The organism is Agromyces molybdatiresistens, from assembly GCF_052748445.2.
The window spans coordinates 2,788,807-2,807,224 of the sequence record NZ_CM188258.1; the positions used below are offsets into that span (position 1 = coordinate 2,788,807).

An 18,418-nucleotide genomic window follows, 5' to 3' on the forward strand; every position below is an offset into this window, starting at 1 on the left:
CACGTCGCCGCCGGGCATCCGACTCGGCGAACCGTCGACGGGCAGTGCAGGGCGCCGTGGCCGCAGGCTCGGGGGCCGGCCGTGCGAGTCGTCACCGTACAAGGGTCGTGAACCTCCGGGTCCCGCGCCGCCTCTGGGGGGAGCGCACGCGGGGGCGTTTCGGGTCTCCGGAACCGGGGGTGCTCCGGACTCGTACCACCCTAGGGCACGGCCCGAGCGGTTGTCACGATGCCGTTCCCGGCGCGTCGGCCGCCCGCTACGCGGCGCGTTCGAGGAAGTCGCTCCACTGCGGGAGCGGCCGCTCGAAGCCCCGCACCACCCACCCGCGACCGTGCGGCATGCGCGGCGTGATCCGCAGCGTCCACCCCATCTCCGCCGGCGTGTGGTCGCCCTTGGAGTTGTTGCACCGCAGGCAGCAGGCCACGAGGTTCTCCCACGTGTCGCGGCCGCCGCGCGAACGCGGCAGGACGTGGTCGATGGTGCCGGCCGACTTGCCGCAGTACGCGCAACGGTGCTCGTCGCGCCGCAGGACCCCGCGGCGGCTGACGGGCACCTGGTGCACGCGCGGCGTCCGCACGTACCGGGTGAGCAGGATCACGCTGGGCCGGACCCAGTCGCTGTTCGTGCCGTGCACCGGATTCCCCTCGTCGTGCAGGATCACGGTGGCCTTCTCGTTCATGACGAGCAGGAGGGCGCGCTTGAACGAGACGACCGCGAGGGGTTCATATCCGGCGTTGAGCACGAGGGTGCGCATGGGGTGCCTTTCGATCGGTGCTGGATGGCTTCCAGCCGCGTGAAGGGAAGGACGATCCGGATGCCGCGGGGTGCGCGCGACCGCCGCGGAGACGCGAAACGGGCACCGTCGTGAAGACAGTGCCCGTCGGCATCCCGGCGCGGTCGCGACTCGGCTGACTACTGCGCCGCTGGTCGTAGAGCACGCGCGCACCCGCGGAATGAGTGCTGCTGCGCGGACCGACCATCGGACTTCCCCTACCCGGTATCGAGATCGTCAGGATCCAAGGCTACGACACGAATGGCGTGCCGGGTCCTCCCGGCACGCCATTCGAGACACGCTTCACATGCTGTTCACACGTCAGATCCGCACGATCCAGTAGTCGCTCGTCCAGATCGGCTGGACCCGGACGACCGTGCCCTCGTAGGGGGCATGGAGGATCATGCCGTCGCCGGCGTAGAACCCGATGTGTCCGCTCATGACGACGAGGTCGCCGGGGACGGCCTCGGAGACGGGGATCTGCGTACCGGCGGCACCCTGCGCGGAGGACGAGTGCGGGAGGCTGATGCCGAACTGGGCGTAGACGTACTGGACGAGGCCGGAGCAGTCGAAGCCGGCGGGCGTGGCGCCGCCGTAGACGTAGGGCACGCCGAGGTACTGCTGCGCGACCGAGAAGACGCTGGCGGGGTCGGCCGAGCCGTAGACGGCGGCCGGGGTGTACTCGCTCGCGGCCGCGGCGTACGAGGTCATCTCCTCGGCGGCGGCCTGCCGGGCGGCCTCTGCGGCGGCGGCCGCCTCCTCCGCGGCGCGCTTGGCCTCCTCGGCAGCGCGGATCTCCTCACCGGTGACGGCGTCGTAGCCGTCCTCGGAGATCGGCGCGGCGATGACGTCGTCGGCGACCTGGACGTCCTGCGGGGCGGCCTTGGTGAGCTGGGTCGCCGCGGTGGCGCCGAACTCGATGCCGTCGCTTCCCGGCGCGAACGCGTAGGCGGGGATCGCGAGCGTGCCGACGAGGCCGGCCGCGACGGACATGACCATCACGTTCTTCGCGCTGCCTCGGCGGAGGCGGCGGCCGAGCGAGTCCTGCTGGAGCTTCGCCTGCATCGCGGCGTCCGTGGCTGTCGCGGGAGCCGCTGGGGCGGCCGGCGTCGCGCGCCGAACGAGCGCGGTTCCGGTCCTGGGCTTGGGGGCGGTGGTCGCGCCGGAGCGGCGCCGGGGGAATCGAGCCAAAACGTGTCCTCCGCCCCACGAGGCCTGAGCTTCGTCTCACCTGTGCGCCGGGGGGCGCGTCACGGGTATCGGGGCCGAGCGGTGAGCGCGGGAGGCGTCTCGACCCTGTTCCTCCGGCTGGCTTGTCGCCGGCGGACTCGACCGAGAATACGCGAGAGGTCGTCGATTGTCACATTTCGATCACGGTGCGCCGGAATCGGCACTCCGGAAACCGCTCCGCGGATGGATCCGAAGCCCTGTCGGCCCGGGCGCCGCGCCAGGGGGCGGCGGTCCCGATTCAGTCGCCGATGAAGAGGTGGCCCGCCAGCTCGGCGGGCAGCTCGAGCCGGTCGTCACGACCCTCGACCGAGACGACGACGGACCGGCCCTCCCGGCGCAGCGAGACCCGCGTGCCCGGGAGCACTCCCGCGGACTTCAGGCGTCCGAGCAGCTCGGGTTCGAACTGGGCGGGCTCGGCGAGCCGCCGGATCACACCCTCGGCCGCGCCGTCGCCCTCGTCGAGCGCCGTGAGCACGTTGCGCACGCCCTGCATGAACGGAGCGGCCGGCTCGACGCCGAGCTCCTCGAGCCCGGGGATGGGATTGCCGTAGGGCGAGTGGGTGGGCTGGCCGAGGATCTCGACGAGACGCCGCTCCACGTGCTCGCTCATCACATGCTCCCAGCGGCACGCCTCCTCGTGGACGTACTCCCAGTCGAGCCCGATGACGTCGGCAAGCAGTCGCTCGGCGAGCCGGTGCTTGCGCATGACGTGGACGGCCTTCTGGCGGCCGTCGGCCGTGAGCTCGAGGTGGCGATCGCCGGAGACGACGACCAACCCGTCGCGCTCCATCCGCGCGACCGTCTGCGACACGGTGGGACCGGAGTGCCCGATGCGCTCCGAGATCCGGGCCCGCAGGGGCACGATGCCCTCCTCCTCGAGGTCGAGGATGGTGCGCAGGTACATCTCGGTCGTGTCGATGAGGTCGGTCAACTCGCTCCTCCTCGGCCGTGGGGCGCCTCGTGCATCAGAACAGACTACTGGCCGCGGCCGACATGCCGCCGAGCGCCACGATGGACGTCGCGAACCCCCGACCCCGCGTCATCCGCCGCCATGGCGAATCGGCCGCGCCTAAGATCGGACCATGCCTGAGCTCGTGATCCCCTCGTCGCTCCTGCCCGCCGACGGCCGCTTCGGCTGCGGACCGTCCAAGGTGCGATCGGAGCAGCTCGCGCACCTCGCCGAGGTCGGCCCGCGCCTGCTCGGCACCTCGCACCGGCAGGCCCCCGTCAGGCAGCTCGTCGGTCGCGTGCGTCGGGGCATCGCCGACCTCTACTCGCTGCCCGACGGCTACGAGGTCGTGCTCGGCAACGGCGGCTCGACCGCCTTCTGGGACGCCGCGGCGTTCGGCCTCATCGAGCGGCGCGCGCAGCTCTGCTCGTTCGGCGAGTTCGGTGCGAAGTTCGCCAAGGCCGCGGCTGCCCCGTGGCTCGAGGCCCCGGACGTCCGGAAGGCCGAACCCGGTTCGCGCGTCGACGCCGAGCCGCTGGAGGGCGTCGACCTGTACGGGTGGCCGCAGAACGAGACCTCGACGGGCGTCCAGGCCCCCGTGCGCCGCGTGCGCGGCGACGAGGGAGCGCTCACGGTCGTCGACGCCACGAGCGCGGCGGGCGGCGCGACCGCCGACCCGGCCGAGTTCGACGTCCTCTACTTCGCGCCGCAGAAGAACTTCGCGTCCGACGGCGGACTCTGGTTCGCGATCATGTCGCCCGCCGCGATCGAGCGGATCGAGCGGATCGCGGCATCCGATCGCTACATCCCCGAGTTCCTCTCGCTGAAGAACGCGGTCGACAACTCGCGCCTGGACCAGACGCTGAACACGCCCGCGCTCGCCACGCTGCTGCTGCTCGAGAGCCAGCTCGAGTGGATGAACGCGTCGGGCGGGCTCGCCTGGGCCGACGCGCGCACGCGCGAGTCCTCCGGCATCCTCTACGACTGGGCGGCCGGCACGCCGGTCGCGACGCCCTTCGTGGCCGACCCCGACCACCGCTCGCAGGTGGTCGTCACGATCGACTTCGACGAGACGACGGATGCCGCCGCGCTCGCGACGACGCTCAGGGCCAACGGCGTGGTCGACACCGAGCCCTACCGCAAGCTCGGCCGCAACCAGCTCCGAGTGGCGACCTTCACGGCGATCGAGCCCGACGACGTCCGCGCACTCACCGCCTCGCTGGACTGGGTGCTCGAACACAACGGATAGGGTGACGGCATGCGCCTGTGGCTGTCCGAGTCCGAGCGGCGCCCCGATCCGGCGCCCGCGCGTGCCGACGCGCGCAAGGCGCTGCTCGCCGGGACCCTCGGCTGGCTGCTCGCGCTCGTGCTCGCCCTGGCCTTCGCGGCTCCGCTCGCGGAGTCGGGGTTCTCGTGGTTCATCGCCGCGGCCGCGGTCGGCGTGGCGCTCGGGGTCGTCGGACTGGTCGCCGTGCAGCTGCGACGTCGTCGCGGCCGGCCGGTGGCGACGGACCGGCCGTGAGGGTGCGACCTCCGACGGTCTCGTACGTCTAGTCGGTGCCGTGCGCCCGGTCGTCGACGTCGGAGTCGTCCGCGTCGTCGGAGTCCGCCTCGTCGGGCTCGTCCGCCTCGTCGTCGTCTTCCCCGGAATCGTCGTCGCCGTCCGCGTCGAGCGCGTCGATGTCGATGCCGTCGAACGCGTCGTCGCCGGCGTCGTCCCCGAAGGCGTCGTCCTCCGCGTCGAGGTCGTCGTCGGAGCCGTCGGCCTCGTCGTCGTCGAACCCGCCGTCGGCGCCCTCGCCGTCGCCCGAGTCGTCGCCGTCGAGGTCCTCCTCGTCGGCCGCATCCGCCTCGGCGGCCGCGGCCTGGGCGGCGCGGTAGTCGGCGAGCCGCTCGGACCACGGCACCCACTCGGGCGCGAGCAGCGCCCGTTCACCGGGGAGCAGCTCGGTCTCGAGCACGGTGGGCTCCGCCTCCTCGACACGCGCGAGCGTGACCGACCAGTGCCATCCGGGATAGCCGGAGAGGTCGGCGGCGAAGTGCAGCGAGAGCACGTGCTCGCCCTCGGCCACGTGGCCGATCACCGATCCGACGGTCTGCGCAGGGGTCACCTCGAGCAGTGCGCCGCGCGCCAGGTCCACGGCGGCGAGCAGCACCTCGTCAGCGATCACGGGCACGCGTGCATCGGCCGCCGCCCCCTCGCCGTTCTCCGCGTCAGGCATCCAGCTCGTCCGCAACCTTGCGCAGCAGGGCCGCGATCTTGCGGCTGTGGGCGTTGTCGGGGTACCGCCCGCGCTTGAGGTTCGCGCCGATGCCGTCGAGCACCTTGACCAGGTCCTCGACGATGACCGCCATGTCGTCCGCCGGCTTGCGATGCATGCGGGCGAGGCTGGGCGGCGCGTCGAGCACGCGCACCGAGAGCGCCTGCGCTCCGCGCTTGCCCTGCGCGATCCCGAACTCCAACCGCGTCCCCGACCGCACGGTCGCACCGGCGGGAAGTGCCGAGGCGTGGAGGAAGACCTCCTGGCCGTCATCGCCGCTGATGAAGCCGAACCCCTTCTCCTCGTCGTAGAACTTGACCTTGCCGGTGGGCATCGATGGATCTCCCGCTGTCTCGATGGGCGCGCCGGAAACCGCGGCGACGTCGCCTCCCAGTCTACGGTCCGGCATCCCCCGGATCGGCCGTGGGGCCTATTCTGGGAGCGTGAGCAACCAGGGCCCGATCACCGACCATCGCCTCGAGCGCATCCTCGCCTACATGGTCGCCGCCACGGTCGGGCTCTCGATCATCGCGTTCTTCGCGGTCATGATCGGCACGCTCGCCGGGGCCGGCGCCGACGACGGCTTCAGCCAGGGCGTCTGGCCGTTCGTGCTCATGCTGCCGCTCATCGGCCTGCCGATCGGCTTCGTGCTCCTGATCGTGCTGCTCATCGTCAACGGCGTCCGCCGCTCGCGTGAGTCCCGACAGGGCGCGGACTGACGGCCATGCTGGTGCTCGCCGCGAGGCTCCGCGCGATTCCGCGCGAGCGGCTCGCGGCCGCGCTGGCGGTTCGAGAGCTCGACCACTCGAACGTCCGCGACCTCTTCGACCTCGCCGAGGCCCTCACCGCGCCCGACTCCATCGACCATGCGATCGACCGCCTCGAACGGCCCGCGCTCGCCGTGCTCTCCGCAGCGGCCGCCACTACCGACGACGCCGGCTGGACCGACCTGGGCCTGCTGTCCGACGAACTGCGACGGCTCGGCGCCGACGACCTCGCCGGGGGCCTGGCCGCAGACCCCGCGAGCGTGCTCGCCGGCCTCGAGGCACGGCTGCTCCTCCTCCGCGACGACGAACGCATCCACGTGCCGACCGAGGTCGGTGCGCGCCTGCGCGCCCGCCTCGACGTCGACCTGCCGAGCCTCGAATCCCTCGCGGCGCACGCACCGCCCGTCGCGCTGCCCCGCGACCGGCCCGACACCGGGCTCCTCGACCGGCGCGCCGCCGAGACCGCGTACGGCACCGTCGCCGCGACCGCCGAGCTGCTCGCGGGTCTCGCGGTGCAGCCCGCCCGCGAACTGGCCAAGGGCGGCTTCGCACTGCCCGATGCGAAGCGGCTCGCCGAGGCCGCGGGCGTCGAGCTCGACGAGTTCCCGCGTCTGGTCCGACGCGCCACCGAGTCGGGCCTGATCGTGCGCGACGGCCCGGTCTGGCTCGAGTCCGACGCGGGCGCCGAGTGGATCCTGCTCGGCACCGGCGCACGATGGACCCGGCTCGCGGAGGCATGGCGCGCCCGCATCCCGGCGCCGCTCCGCGACCTCGTCGTGCGTCGCAGCGAGGCGCTCAGCTCCGCCTCGATCCGAGACGACGTCGCCTGGTACTACCCCGGCGGCGGCGCCTGGCTCCGGGACGGCATGGACCGGCTCCTGGAGGACGCCGAGGCGCTCGGGCTCGCCGTCGCCGGCGAGCCGCTCGAGACGGCCTCGCTCGTCCTCTCCGGGGACCTCGCGGGCGCCGCGGAGCGGCTCGCGCGCCATTTCCCGCAGCAGGTCGACAAGGTGTACGTCCAGCACGACCTCACGGTCGTCTCCCCTGGCCCGCTCGAGCCGTCGCTCGACGCGCGACTCCGCGCGTTCGCGGAGGTCGAGGGCCGCGACCTCGCATCGAGCTACCGGGTCACCGCGGCATCCGTCAACCGGGCCCTCGCGGCGGGCGACAGCGAGGAGGGCATCCGCGCCTTCCTCGAGAAGATCTCGCTGACCGGCATCCCGCAGCCGCTCGCCTACCTGCTGAGCGAGTCGGCGGCCCGCTTCGGAGCCGTGCGGGTCGGCGCCGCCGACCCGTCGGAGGCCCCCGCGCGCGCCTCGGTCCGGTCCGACGACGCGCAGCTCATCGGCACGCTGCTCGTCGACCAGGCGCTCTCCTCGCTCGGCCTGCGCCAGGACGGCGCGCACCGCCTCCTCTCCCGCTTCCCTCCCGACGTGGTGTTCTGGGGCCTCAGCGATGCGCGCTACCCGGTCGCGGCCGAAGACGCCGAGGGGCGCATCATCCGCCTCCGACGCCACCACGTGGGGCACGCGGCGGCACCGGCACCGCGGACCGACCCGGTCGAGGCCATGCTCGATCGCCTGGCCGAGGCCGACGCCGGCGGCGGCACCGAGCAGGCCTGGCTCGCGCGCCAGCTCGAGGCGGCGGCTCGCGCCAAGGAGACGCTGACGGTGACGGTGCGGATGCCCGGCGGCGACACGGCCGACTACCTCCTGGCGCCGGCGAGCGTCGCCAACGGCCGGCTGCGCGCACGCGACCGCAAGTCCGACATCGAGCGCACGCTGCCGATCTCCGCGATCGCGGCGGTCGCGCCGGCGCCGGCCGGCAGCTGACCGCATCCCGCGTCCGACACGGCCGCGCCGGATGCCGCGTCGGCCGATCCGGCCGGGCGGGCGCGCCCGACCCCGCGGCATCCGGCCGCTCGGAGCCGGTGCCCGGGAACCCGGGATAGACTCGTCCGCTATGTCAGACGGCCCCCTCATCGTCCAGAGCGACCGCACCGTGCTCCTCGAGGTGGCGAACCCGCTCGCCGAGGACGCACGGCACGACCTCGCCATCTTCGCCGAACTCGAACGCGCACCCGAGCACATCCACACGTACCGCATCACGCGGCTCGGCCTGTGGAACGCGCGCGCGGCGGGCCACACGGCCGACGACATGCTCGGCACGCTCGAGCGCTACGCGAAGTTCCCGGTGCCGCAGACGGTCGCCGTCGACATGCGCGAGACCGTCGACCGCTACGGCCGGCTCGTGGTCGACCGCACCGACGACGGCGCGCTGCGGCTGCGCAGCGACGACCTCGCGGTGCTCACCGAGGTGGCCGGTGCGAAGCGCGTCGCGCCGCTGCTCACGGAGCGCATCGACGACACGAGCTTCCTCGTCGAGGCCTGGGCGCGCGGCCAGCTCAAGCAGGAGCTCGTGCGCCTCGGGTGGCCGGCCGAGGACCTGGCCGGCTACACGCCGGGCACGCCCCACGAGATCGACCTCGAGCAGGACGGATGGCACCTGCGCGACTACCAGCAGAAGGCCGTCGACAACTTCTTCGAGGGCGGGTCGGGCGTGGTCGTGCTCCCCTGCGGCGCGGGCAAGACCCTCGTCGGCGCGGGCGCGATGGCGACCGCGAAGACCACGACGCTCATCCTCGTGACCAACACGGTCTCGGCGCGCCAGTGGCGCGACGAGCTCCTCAAGCGCACGAGCCTCACCGCCGACGAGATCGGCGAGTACTCGGGGCAGGTGAAGGAGGTCAAGCCCGTCACGATCGCGACCTACCAGATCCTCACCGCGAAGCGGAAGGGCGAGTACGCCCATCTCGCGCTGCTCGACGCGCTCGACTGGGGCCTCGTGGTCTACGACGAGGTGCACCTGCTGCCGGCCCCGGTGTTCAAGCTGACCGCCGAGCTCCAGGCGCGCCGCCGCCTCGGCCTCACGGCGACGCTCGTCCGCGAGGACGGCCGCGAGGGCGACGTCTTCTCGCTCATCGGCCCGAAGCGGTTCGACGCGCCGTGGAAGGAGATCGAGGCCCAGGGCTTCATCTCCCCCGCCGCCTGCTACGAGGTGCGAATCGACCTGCCGCAGTCCGAGCGCCTCGCGTACGCGGCATCCGCCGACGAGGAGCGCTACCGACTCGCCGCGACCGCGCCCGCGAAGCTCGGCGTCGTCAGGGAACTCGTCGCCAAGCACGCCGGCGAGCGCATCCTCGTGATCGGCCAGTACCTCGACCAGATCGAGGAGCTCGCCGACGCACTCGGCGCACCGCAGCTGACCGGCGCGACACCGGTCGACGAGCGCGAGCGGCTCTTCCAGGAGTTCCGCGACGGCAGGACGCCGGTGCTGGTGGTGTCGAAGGTCGCGAACTTCTCGGTCGACCTCCCCGAGGCGACGGTCGCCATCCAGGTCTCGGGATCGTTCGGGTCGCGCCAGGAGGAGGCGCAGCGCCTCGGGCGGCTGCTGCGACCGAAGGAGTCGGGCCTGTCGGCGAACTTCTACACGCTCGTCGCGCGCGACACCGTCGACCAGGACTTCGCGCTCAACCGCCAGCGGTTCCTCGCCGAGCAGGGCTACAGCTACACGATCCTCGACGCGCACGCGCTCGCGGCCTGAACGGCCGCCGGGCGGCCGGCCGTGCGGCGAGGTCAGACGGATGCCGCGGCACGCCCGCGCACGCGCCGCCACCGGTCGCCGACCCACCATGCGAGCCGGTCGAGCCCCATCACGACGACCCCGAGCACCGCGATGTAGCCCACGACCTCGAGCATCTCCACGAACGATCCGAACGCGCCGAGCGCATCGGTGTCGAGGAACGGGTACGGGAACCGGTCGGGCACCTCGGGCAGGGCGAGCGCGCGCCAGAGGAAGATCAGCCCGTACGCGGTCGGGTAGACGAGCCACCAGAGGGCATCCCGCCACCGGACCACGCGATGCGGTCCGAAGGCGAGCCAGTCGACGAGCACCATGACCGGCACGACGTAGTGCATGGCGAAGATCGCGCGATTGGCGAGCTGGTCGGTCGGATCGCTCACGAAGAGGCCCGGGATCGGGTTCTCGAAGTGATTGAGCAGCACGTGCGAGACGACCATGGTGGTGAGGATCCACGTCGTCACCCCGCCCCGGAGCACCCGCGCGGGCGGCGCGGTCGTGGAGCGACGCACCATCCAGTAGAGCGCTCCGGCGAAGTACGCGAACACGATCACGTTGCTCTGGGTCGTGAAGTGGGCCAGTCGCCGCTCGCCCGCGACCAGGCCCCAGAGCACGACGAGGACGATCGCCAGGCGCCACCAGAAGGCGGGCGTCGCCCAGACCTTCCCTCGCGCTCCCGTCCCGACGCCGTCGTCCACCCGGGTCCGGTCGGCCGCATCCACGCTCACCCGGTCACCTCTCCTCGTCGTCGAGCGGGCCCTCGTGCGCCGCACGCAGAGGCTAGGCGGCGCCCCGCGAGCGTGTCAATGCGGGCCCGTCGCCGGCCGGGGCGTCGCGCGACGAGCGCACGAACAGCATGCGTTCGCCCCGGATCGCGTGCACGAACCGCAGGGCACGCGGCGCCTCCTGCCCCGACGCCGCGATGCGGCCCGCGTCGCCGCCGACGAGCAGCGGCCCGATCGACACGCACAGCTCGTCGACGAGGTCGGCGGCCGCGAGCTCGCCGAGCAGGCGAGGTCCGCCCTCGGACAGCACCGAGCGCAGGCCGCGCCGGGCGAGCTCGGCGAACGCCGCCCGCAGGTCGACCCGGTCGTCACCCGCGACGATCACGTCCGCGACCTCGGCGAGCGCCGCGCGCCGCTCCGCCGACGCGGATCGGCTCGTCAGGACGAGAGGCCGTTCCCGGGCCTCGGCGAAGAACGGATGCTCCGGCCCCAGGCCGAGCCCGGTCGAGACGATCGCGAAGCGCGGCTGCGGGGCACGGCCGCGAGCGACGCGCCACGCGGCATCCTCGGCCACGACCGCGGCACCGCCGTATCCCTCGGCACGGACCGTGGCCGCGCCGACCACCACGACGTCTGCGTGCGAACGCAGCACCGACATGAGCCGCTGGTCCTCGGGGTCGCCGAGCCCGCCGCTCCGGCCGGCCAGCGTCGCCGCGCCGTCGAGGCTCGACACCATGTTCACGCGACAGAACGTGCCCTGCCGTCCGCCGGAGTCGACGACGTCGACGGCGTACGCTGCGTGCATCCGGTCCGCGTCGAACGGCGGCCGATCCGACGAGGCCGCGATGCCCGCGATCATCCCGCCGCTCCGGGCTGCAGGTTGTGCTCGAGGAACGCGGGCTCGCGCCATCCCTCGATCGCCTCGACCATGCGCACCGCGTCGACCGTCTCCCGCACGTTGTGGACGCGCACGATCCGCGCCCCCCGGCCGATGCAGTACACGGCCGCGGCGAGCGACCCCGCGAGGCGGTCGCGACGGTCGCGGCGACCGAGGCTCTCGCCGATGAAGTCCTTGTTCGAGAGCGCGACGAGCAGCGGCGGCCCGATCTCCGCGATCTCGTCGAGGCGCCGGGTGAGCTCGAGCGAGTGCAGCGTGTTCTTGTTGAGGTCGTGGCCCGGATCGATCACGATCCGCTCGTCGGGCACGCCGTGCGCGCGCGCGAGGTCGATGCGCTCGCGCAGGAACGCCGCGACCTCGGCGACGACGTCGTCGTACCGCGGCATCGGGAGCGGCGAGCGCGGCGCGGCGAGGCTGTGCGTGACCACGAGGGTCGCATCGCTGTCGGCGACGACGTCGGCCATCGCCGGGTCGTGGATGCCGGTCGTGTCGTTGATCACGTGAGCACCGGCCGCGATCGCGCGGCGGGCCACCTCGGGGTGGAACGTGTCGACCGAGATCACGGCGCCGGAGCCGGCGAGCGCGGCGATCACGGGGACCACCCGGTCCGCCTCCTCGTCGACGGGGATCGGCGGGCCGGGGGCGAACTTGGCGCCGCCGATGTCGACCCAGTCGGCGCCGTCCGCGACGGCCGCGTGCGCGGCCTCCACCGCCCGGTCGAGCGCGAAGGTGGCACCCCGGTCGTAGAAGGAGTCGGGCGTGCGGTTCACGATCGCCATCACGGCGACCTGCCGTTGGAAGTCGAACTCGCGCGGGCCGATCCGGCGCACCGCTCCGCTCACGCCGAGGCGCCGATCGAGGCGAGGGGCACATCGGGGTCGGCGAGCGCGGCCGGGTCGACCGGCTCGCCGGAGCGGATGAGCCGCTGCACCTGGTCGTTGACGTCCCATACGTTCACGTTCATGGCAGCGACGAGCCGGCCGTCCAGCACCCAGAACGCGATGCACTCGCGCGTCGCCAGGTCGCCGCGCACGACGAGGCCGGCGCGCTCGGCGAGCTCGCCGTATCCCGAGTACTCCATGCCGAGGTCGTACTGGTCGGTGAAGAAGTACGGGATCTCGTCGTACTCGACGTCCTGGCCGGCGAGCACCCGGCCGACCGCGCGACCCGACGCGTCGGCGTTGTCCCAGTGCTCGACGCGCAGCCGGTGACCGAGCGTCGGGTTGAACACGCTGGCGACATCGCCCGCGGCGAACACGCCGTCGGCGCTCGTGCGGAAGGCGGCATCCGTCACGATGCCGTCGTCGACGGTCAGGCGAGCGGATGTCGCGAGCTCGACGTTCGGCGTCGCGCCGATGCCGACGACGACGAGGTCGGCCGGCAGCGCCTCGCCCGTCGTGAGCAGGACGCCGACCGCTCGCCCGCGCCCGCCCTCGATCGCCGAGACCGCGACCTCGGTGCGGACGTCCACGCCGTGCTCGCGATGCAGGTCGGCGAACATGCCGCCGAGCTCGCGCCCCACGGCGCCCACGAGCGGCGCCTCGCCGCGCCCGAGGACCGTGACCTCGTTGCCGTACGTCCGCGCCGCCGCGGCGACCTCGAGGCCGATCCAGCTCGAGCCGATGACGACGACGCGCCGGTCGCCCTCGCGCAGCGCCGTCCGCAGGCGGGTGGAGTCCGGGAGCGTGCGCAGCACGTGGACGCCGCGGAGCCCCGCGCCCGGCCCATCGAACCGCCTCGGCGATGCGCCGGTCGCGAGCAGCAGGCGGTCCCACGGGAGCTCGCCCGCGTCGGTCGCGAGCGTCCGGGCCACGATGTCGAGGCCGGTCGCCCGCACCCCGCGCCGCACGTCGACGTCGTGCTCTCGGTACCATGCGGCATCCAGCGGGTAGATCGCGCTCGACGGCTCGTCGCCGGCGAGGTACCCCTTCGACAGCGGCGGCCGCTCGTACGGCCACCGGTGCTCCTCCACGACGACCACGATCTCGTCGTCGACGCCGTGCTCCCGCATCGACTCGACGGCTCGCGCCGCCGTCAGGCCCCCACCGACGACCACCACTCGTTCGCGTGCCATCCCGCGAGTCTTTCACGGTCGCCTGCGGGCGGCGACGGCTCAGGGCATCCGTTCGCGCTGCATTCGAGCAATTCCCAGCCAGGTTTCAGCCCACGCGCAGCAGAATCGTTGCATGAGTGACGGACCACGCATCCTCATCGTCGACGACGAGCCCAACATCCGCGACCTGCTGACGACGAGCCTCCGGTTCGCGGGCTTCGCGGTGCGCGCGGTGGCCAACGGCGCGCAGACCATCTCGGCCGTGCTCGAGGAGGAGCCGGACCTCATCATCCTCGACGTCATGCTGCCCGACATGAACGGCTTCGGCGTCACCAAGCGCCTCCGGTCGGCCGGGTACACGGCGCCGATCCTCTTCCTCACGGCGAAGGACGACACGGAGGACAAGATCACCGGCCTCACGGTCGGCGGCGACGACTACGTGACCAAGCCCTTCAGCCTCGACGAGATCGTCGCGCGCATCCGCGCCATCCTGCGCCGCACGATGCACGCCGAGGAGGACGCGGTGATCCGCACCGGCGAGCTCACCATGGACCAGGACACGCACGAGGTCCTCGTGGGCGACGTGCCCGTCGAGCTCTCCCCCACCGAGTTCAAGCTGCTGCGCTACCTGATGCTGAACCCCAACCGGGTGCTCTCCAAGGCGCAGATCCTGGACCACGTGTGGGAGTACGACTTCAACGGCGACGCGGGCATCGTCGAGAGCTACATCTCGTACCTGCGCCGCAAGCTCGACCTGCACTCCTCGGAACCGCTCATCCAGACCAAGCGCGGCTTCGGGTACATGCTGAAGTCGAAGTCGTAGCCCAGCACCGGCTCAGGGAGGATCCGTAGACTCGGCCCGCCATGCATCAGACCCTCGCCGACCGGTGGAGCCGGATCTCGCTCCGGACCAAGATCACGGGCGTCACCGTCCTCATGCTGACGCTCGGGCTCCTGGTCTCCGGCATCGGAACGGCGGCGATGCTCCGGTCGTACGTGGAGTCGCAGCTCGAGACCAAGCTCGAGTCGATCGCGTCGAGCAAGATCGCCGACTACCTCACGCGCGACGACGGCTCCGACCCGGACGGCGGGGCGTTCGACATCAACGCCTCCGACGACGTGTTCGTCGCAGTCTACGACGCGAACTCGGGCAGCTTCCTCACGCACAACTGGGGCACTCGGGACCCGGGCGCCTTCCCGCTCATCCCCAAGCAGCTGACGCAGGCCGACGTCTACGCGCAGAACGTCGGCGGCGGCTACCACGTCTTCTCACTGCCCGACGCGAACGGCGACCTCACGTTCCGCGGCGTGTACGCCGTCATGTACGCGGACGAGCAGGGCAACCTCGCACCGATCCTCATCGCGATCTCGTCGAAGGACACCGAGCGCCTCCTCGCGGCCTACCTCACGATCTTCCTCGGCTTCGGCATCGGGGTCGTGCTCGTCGGCGCGCTCCTCACCCGCATGCTCGTGACGACGACGTTCACGCCGCTCCGCGAGGTCGAGGCGACGGCGGCGGCCATCGCCGACGGCGACTTCAGCCAGCGCCTGGGCGGCGCCACGCCGAACACCGAGGTCGGGCGCCTGAACCGCTCCCTCAACACGATGCTCAACCGCATCGACCGGGCGTTCCGCGACCGCGCCCGCACGATCGACCAGATGCGCCGCTTCGTGGGTGACGCATCGCACGAGCTCCGCACCCCGCTCGTGTCGGTGCGCGGCTACGCCGAGCTGTACCGCATGGGCGCCCTCCAGGATCCGGACGACGTCGCCCAGGCCATGGACCGCATCGAGAAGGAGGCCATCCGCATGGGCGGCCTCGTGGAGGACCTGCTCGCGCTCGCCCGCCTCGACGAGGCGAAGCCGCTCGACCTGACCGAGGTCGATCTCGTTCCCCTCGCACGCGACGCGGCGCTCGATGCGATGGCGGCGAACCCCGGCCGTACCGTCACCGTGATCGCGCCCGAGGCGATCGCGACGGGCTCCACCGAGGTGGTCGCGGCCGAGGTCGAGGTCGACCTGGATGCCGCGGCGGGGCGTTCGCCGGGACCCATCGCGTTCGCCGGCGCCACGCTCGCCCGGCTGCGCGGCCGGCGCGCGGGCGACGCCGCCGACGAGGTCGGCGCCCCGGCGCGGGGCGGTCGACGCGGAGGCCGGACCGCTGCGGGTGGTCGAGCCGGTCGCGGTGCCCAGGCCCGAAGCGGTGCGGCAGCGGATGCCTCCGCGACGACGCACGCAGGAGGCGGCGACGGCGGCGCGAAGACGGCCACGGACGCCGCCCGAAGCGGGGCGTCGGCCGCCGGCGCCGCGGTCGAGGTGGTGCCCGTGCGCCGGGCGGTCGTGCTCGCGGAGGAGAACAAGATCCGCCAGGTGATCACGAACCTCATGGGCAACGCGATCCGGTTCACGCCGGTCGAGAGCCCGATCGAGATCCGCGTGTCGGTCGACGACGGCGCCGAGCGCGCCCTCCTCGAGATCATCGACCACGGCGAGGGCATCCCGCCGCAGATCAGGGAGAAGATCTTCCAGCGCTTCTGGCGGGCCGACACCTCGCGCACTCGCGAGACGGGCGGCTCGGGCCTCGGGCTCGCCATCGTGTCGTCGATCGTGTCGGCGCACAACGGGCACGTCGACGTCGTGGAGACGCCCGGCGGCGGCGCGACCTTCCGGGTGGCGCTCCCGCTCGCCGGCTCGAGCGCGGCCCCCCAACCGGTCGCGCAGGGCTGAGCGAGGCGCGGCCCGCGCGTGGTGCAGCACGGCTGAGCGACGCGCGCCCCGCGCTGCAGCGGGGGCGCGGGTGCCGGGGCGCGCCGGCGACCGGCACCACGTCGGCGCAGTCGACTGCGTCGACGCCGTCCTCCACAGGCGCCGCGGCTCCATGCGCGTCGCCGATCCCCGTCCCGGAGCGCGCCGCCCGCCTCCCACCTCGTACGTTCTCCTACGTTCGCAGCAGCGCGAAGCGGAAGGAGACAGACCATGACGAGGTACCAGGTCGACAGCGAGCAGGTGCACGCGGCGACCCAGAGCATGCAGGCCACGATCGGGCGGATCCAATCGGAGGTGGCCGCACTGCTCGCCCAGCTGACGGGGCTGCAGGGCTCGTGGTCGGGTCAGGCTTCGTCGGCGTTCCAGGCCGCCGTGCACGACTGGCGCGCGACGCAGCAGCACGTCGAGCAGAGCCTCGCGGGGCTGAATCAGGCCCTCGGTGCGGCGGCGCTGCACTACGGCGACGTCGAGGCGGCGAACGCGCGCCTGTTCGTGCGCTGACGGCGGCGGATCCGACGCTCCCCGGCACGACGAAGGGCGCCTCCCTCGGGAGGCGCCCTTCGCGCGTGGTGCGGCGGATGCCGCGAAGCGGAACCGGTCCGCGTGGACTCAGAAGTCCATGCCGCCGGTCGGGTCGGCCGGAGCGGCGGCGACCTTCTCCGGCTTGTCGGCGACGACCGCCTCGGTGGTGAGGAAGAGGCCGGCGATCGACGCGGCGTTCTGCAGCGCCGAGCGGGTGACCTTCGCCGGGTCGATGATGCCCTGCGCGAGCAGGTCGCCGTACTCTCCGGTCGCGGCGTTGAGGCCGTGGCCCGCGGGGAGCTCGGCGACCTTGTTCGCCACGACGCCCGGCTCGAGGCCTGCGTTCAGGGCGATCTGCTTGAGCGGCGCCTCGATGGCGACCTTCACGATGTTCGCGCCGGTCGCCTCGTCGCCCGAGAGCTCGAGCTTCTCGAACGCGACCTTGCCGGCCTGGATGAGGGCGACGCCACCACCGGCGACGATGCCCTCCTCGACCGCGGCCTTCGCGTTGCGGACGGCGTCCTCGATGCGGTGCTTGCGCTCCTTGAGCTCGACCTCGGTGGCCGCGCCCGCCTTGATGACGGCCACGCCGCCGGCGAGCTTGGCGAGGCGCTCCTGGAGCTTCTCGCGGTCGTAGTCCGAGTCGGTGTTCTCGATCTCCGAGCGGATCTGGGCGACGCGGCCCGCGATCTGGTCGGGGTCGCCCGCACCCTCGACGATGGTCGTCTCGTCCTTGGTGATGACGACCTTGCGAGCCTGGCCGAGCAGGTCGAGCGTCGCGTTCTCGAGCTTGAGGCCGACCTCCTCGGAGATGACCTGGCCGCCGGTGAGGATCGCGATGTCCTGGAGCTGCGCCTTGCGGCGGTCGCCGAAGCCGGGGGCCTTGACGGCGACCGACTTGAAGATGCCGCGGATCTTGTTCACGACGAGCGTGGCCAGGGCCTCGCCGTCGACGTCCTCGGCGATGATCAGGAGCTGCTTGCCCGACTGGATCACCTTGTCGACGATCGGGAGCAGGTCCTTGATGTTCGAGATCTTCTGGTTGGCGATGAGGATGTACGGGTCCTCGAAGACCGCCTCCTGGCGCTCCGGGTCGGTGACGAAGTACGCCGACAGGTAGCCCTTGTCGAAGCGCATGCCCTCAGTCAGTTCGAGCTCGGTGCCGAAGGTGTTCGACTCCTCGACGGTGACGACACCCTCCTTGCCGACCTTGTCGATCGCCTCGGCGATGATCTCGCCGATCTGGGGGTCGGCGGCCGAGATCGACGCGGTGGCGGCGATCTCCTCCTTGGTCTCGACCTCCTTCGCGGCGGCGAGCAGCTCCTCGGAGACGGCCGAGACGGCCTTCTCGATGCCGCGCTTCAGCGAGATGGGGTCGGCGCCGGCCGCGACGTTGCGCAGGCCCTCGCGCACCAGCGCCTGGGCGAGCACGACCGAGGTGGTGGTGCCGTCACCGGCGACGTCGTCGGTCTTCTTCGCGACCTCCTTGACGAGCTCGGCGCCGATCTTCTCGTACGGGTCGTCGAGCTCGATCTCCTTGGCGATCGACACGCCGTCGTTCGTGATCGTGGGGGCGCCCCACTTCTTCTCGAGGACGACGTTGCGGCCGCGCGGGCCGAGGGTCACCTTGACCGCGTCGGCGAGCTGGTTGAGCCCACGCTCGAGCCCGCGGCGGGCCTCCTCATCGAAAGCAATGATCTTTGCCATGTGTGTCTCTCGTCCCTTCCCGGACGTCTAAGAACCTTGGGGTTAGCACTCGAATCGAACGAGTGCTAAACCGATTCTGGCACTCGCATGCATCGAGTGCAAGCGAGCCGGGACGCGATCGGGACTCCA

The 18,418-nt window shown here is 72.3% G+C and carries 18 protein-coding genes; 8 read left to right on the plus strand and 10 right to left on the minus strand.

The features are described from left to right. Window positions 1-256 precede the first annotated feature (256 nt). The 3 genes from ACULK2_RS12840 to ACULK2_RS12850 all read right to left on the minus strand — a co-directional run bounded on the left by ACULK2_RS12840 (window position 257) and on the right by ACULK2_RS12850 (window position 2,933). Window positions 257-754, minus strand: a complete 498-nt coding sequence (locus ACULK2_RS12840; RefSeq protein ID WP_445968263.1) for an HNH endonuclease — start codon at window positions 752-754, stop codon at window positions 257-259. Window positions 755-1,093: 339 nt separating this feature from the next. Further along, window positions 1,094-1,837, minus strand: a complete 744-nt coding sequence (locus ACULK2_RS12845) for a C40 family peptidase (protein WP_445968264.1) — start codon at window positions 1,835-1,837, stop codon at window positions 1,094-1,096. A 403-nt stretch (window positions 1,838-2,240) separates the two neighbouring features. Further along, entirely contained in the window at window positions 2,241-2,933 is a 693-nt protein-coding gene (locus tag ACULK2_RS12850; RefSeq protein WP_445968265.1) for an iron-dependent transcriptional repressor DtxR, read from the minus strand. 151 nt (window positions 2,934-3,084) lie between these two features. Between ACULK2_RS12850 and serC the strand changes: the two genes are divergently transcribed. Together serC and ACULK2_RS12860 are read left to right on the plus strand one after the other, a co-directional pair. Then, window positions 3,085-4,200, plus strand: a complete 1,116-nt coding sequence (gene serC, locus ACULK2_RS12855; RefSeq protein WP_445968266.1) for a phosphoserine transaminase — start codon at window positions 3,085-3,087, stop codon at window positions 4,198-4,200. Window positions 4,201-4,209: 9 nt separating this feature from the next. Beyond that, on the plus strand, window positions 4,210-4,473 hold the full coding sequence (locus tag ACULK2_RS12860; protein ID WP_445968267.1) for a DUF2530 domain-containing protein: 264 nt from the start codon (window positions 4,210-4,212) through the stop codon (window positions 4,471-4,473). 28 nt (window positions 4,474-4,501) lie between these two features. Here ACULK2_RS12860 and ACULK2_RS12865 read toward each other — a convergent pair whose 3' ends face one another. Both ACULK2_RS12865 and ACULK2_RS12870 read right to left on the minus strand, forming a co-directional pair. Then, the gene (locus ACULK2_RS12865) at window positions 4,502-5,173 is read right to left on the minus strand and encodes a DUF3027 domain-containing protein (RefSeq protein WP_445968268.1); all 672 of its coding nucleotides are present in this window, start codon (window positions 5,171-5,173) and stop codon (window positions 4,502-4,504) included. Further along, entirely contained in the window at window positions 5,166-5,546 is a 381-nt protein-coding gene (locus ACULK2_RS12870) for a cold-shock protein (protein WP_129234506.1), read from the minus strand. The genes ACULK2_RS12865 and ACULK2_RS12870 overlap by 8 nt, the downstream gene beginning before the upstream one ends. Before the next feature lie 109 nt (window positions 5,547-5,655). Between ACULK2_RS12870 and ACULK2_RS12875 the strand changes: the two genes are divergently transcribed. The 3 genes from ACULK2_RS12875 (at window position 5,656) to ACULK2_RS12885 (ending at window position 9,582) form a co-directional block, all read left to right on the plus strand. Next, entirely contained in the window at window positions 5,656-5,931 is a 276-nt protein-coding gene (locus ACULK2_RS12875; RefSeq protein WP_445968269.1) for a hypothetical protein, read from the plus strand. A 5-nt stretch (window positions 5,932-5,936) separates the two neighbouring features. Next, window positions 5,937-7,811: a helicase-associated domain-containing protein gene (locus ACULK2_RS12880; protein WP_445968270.1), complete on the plus strand. Its 1,875-nt coding sequence runs from the start codon at window positions 5,937-5,939 to the stop codon at window positions 7,809-7,811. A gap of 130 nt (window positions 7,812-7,941) precedes the next feature. Then, the gene (locus tag ACULK2_RS12885; protein WP_445968271.1) at window positions 7,942-9,582 is read left to right on the plus strand and encodes a DNA repair helicase XPB; all 1,641 of its coding nucleotides are present in this window, start codon (window positions 7,942-7,944) and stop codon (window positions 9,580-9,582) included. A gap of 32 nt (window positions 9,583-9,614) precedes the next feature. Here the strand turns inward: ACULK2_RS12885 and ACULK2_RS12890 are convergent, their stop codons facing one another. Genes ACULK2_RS12890 through ACULK2_RS12905 form a run of 4 tightly spaced genes read right to left on the minus strand, consistent with a single transcriptional unit; the run spans window position 9,615 to window position 13,315 of the window. Then, window positions 9,615-10,346: a Pr6Pr family membrane protein gene (locus ACULK2_RS12890; protein ID WP_445968272.1), complete on the minus strand. Its 732-nt coding sequence runs from the start codon at window positions 10,344-10,346 to the stop codon at window positions 9,615-9,617. A gap of 52 nt (window positions 10,347-10,398) precedes the next feature. Further along, window positions 10,399-11,148, minus strand: coding sequence for a dihydrofolate reductase family protein (locus tag ACULK2_RS12895; protein ID WP_445968273.1), 750 nt, complete (start codon window positions 11,146-11,148; stop codon window positions 10,399-10,401). 50 nt (window positions 11,149-11,198) lie between these two features. Further along, the gene (gene folP / locus ACULK2_RS12900; RefSeq protein ID WP_445968640.1) at window positions 11,199-12,020 is read right to left on the minus strand and encodes a dihydropteroate synthase; all 822 of its coding nucleotides are present in this window, start codon (window positions 12,018-12,020) and stop codon (window positions 11,199-11,201) included. Between the two features lie 59 nt (window positions 12,021-12,079). Further along, the gene (locus ACULK2_RS12905) at window positions 12,080-13,315 is read right to left on the minus strand and encodes an NAD(P)/FAD-dependent oxidoreductase (protein ID WP_445968274.1); all 1,236 of its coding nucleotides are present in this window, start codon (window positions 13,313-13,315) and stop codon (window positions 12,080-12,082) included. Window positions 13,316-13,427: 112 nt separating this feature from the next. Here ACULK2_RS12905 and ACULK2_RS12910 point away from each other — a divergent pair, with 112 nt between their 5' ends. From ACULK2_RS12910 to ACULK2_RS12920, 3 genes are all read left to right on the plus strand, one after another. Then, window positions 13,428-14,117: a response regulator transcription factor gene (locus tag ACULK2_RS12910; protein ID WP_445968275.1), complete on the plus strand. Its 690-nt coding sequence runs from the start codon at window positions 13,428-13,430 to the stop codon at window positions 14,115-14,117. 41 nt (window positions 14,118-14,158) lie between these two features. Continuing rightward, window positions 14,159-16,021 carry a sensor histidine kinase gene (locus ACULK2_RS12915; RefSeq protein ID WP_445968276.1) on the plus strand — a complete coding sequence of 621 codons (1,863 nt, stop codon included), beginning with the start codon at window positions 14,159-14,161 and terminating at the stop codon, window positions 16,019-16,021. A gap of 249 nt (window positions 16,022-16,270) precedes the next feature. After that, window positions 16,271-16,561, plus strand: coding sequence for a WXG100 family type VII secretion target (locus tag ACULK2_RS12920; protein WP_445968277.1), 291 nt, complete (start codon window positions 16,271-16,273; stop codon window positions 16,559-16,561). 108 nt (window positions 16,562-16,669) lie between these two features. On the opposite strand, the gene groL is transcribed toward ACULK2_RS12920, so the two are convergent. Further along, on the minus strand, window positions 16,670-18,289 hold the full coding sequence (gene groL, locus ACULK2_RS12925; RefSeq protein WP_445968278.1) for a chaperonin GroEL: 1,620 nt from the start codon (window positions 18,287-18,289) through the stop codon (window positions 16,670-16,672). Between the last annotated feature and the right edge of the window lie 129 nt (window positions 18,290-18,418).

Coding starts and splice junctions, on each gene's coding strand:
- ACULK2_RS12840 (WP_445968263.1), bottom strand. CDS start 754: ATGCGCACCCTCGTGCTCAACGCCGGATATGAACCCCTCGCGGTCGTC.
- ACULK2_RS12845 (WP_445968264.1), bottom strand. CDS start 1,837: ATGCAGGCGAAGCTCCAGCAGGACTCGCTCGGCCGCCGCCTCCGCCGA.
- serC (WP_445968266.1), top strand. CDS start 3,085: ATGCCTGAGCTCGTGATCCCCTCGTCGCTCCTGCCCGCCGACGGCCGC.
- ACULK2_RS12860 (WP_445968267.1), top strand. CDS start 4,210: ATGCGCCTGTGGCTGTCCGAGTCCGAGCGGCGCCCCGATCCGGCGCCC.
- ACULK2_RS12865 (WP_445968268.1), bottom strand. CDS start 5,173: ATGCCTGACGCGGAGAACGGCGAGGGGGCGGCGGCCGATGCACGCGTG.
- ACULK2_RS12870 (WP_129234506.1), bottom strand. CDS start 5,546: ATGCCCACCGGCAAGGTCAAGTTCTACGACGAGGAGAAGGGGTTCGGC.
- ACULK2_RS12880 (WP_445968270.1), top strand. CDS start 5,937: ATGCTGGTGCTCGCCGCGAGGCTCCGCGCGATTCCGCGCGAGCGGCTC.
- ACULK2_RS12885 (WP_445968271.1), top strand. CDS start 7,942: ATGTCAGACGGCCCCCTCATCGTCCAGAGCGACCGCACCGTGCTCCTC.
- ACULK2_RS12895 (WP_445968273.1), bottom strand. CDS start 11,148: ATGCACGCAGCGTACGCCGTCGACGTCGTCGACTCCGGCGGACGGCAG.
- folP (WP_445968640.1), bottom strand. CDS start 12,020: ATGGCGATCGTGAACCGCACGCCCGACTCCTTCTACGACCGGGGTGCC.
- ACULK2_RS12905 (WP_445968274.1), bottom strand. CDS start 13,315: ATGGCACGCGAACGAGTGGTGGTCGTCGGTGGGGGCCTGACGGCGGCG.
- ACULK2_RS12910 (WP_445968275.1), top strand. CDS start 13,428: ATGAGTGACGGACCACGCATCCTCATCGTCGACGACGAGCCCAACATC.
- ACULK2_RS12915 (WP_445968276.1), top strand. CDS start 14,159: ATGCATCAGACCCTCGCCGACCGGTGGAGCCGGATCTCGCTCCGGACC.
- ACULK2_RS12920 (WP_445968277.1), top strand. CDS start 16,271: ATGACGAGGTACCAGGTCGACAGCGAGCAGGTGCACGCGGCGACCCAG.
- groL (WP_445968278.1), bottom strand. CDS start 18,289: ATGGCAAAGATCATTGCTTTCGATGAGGAGGCCCGCCGCGGGCTCGAG.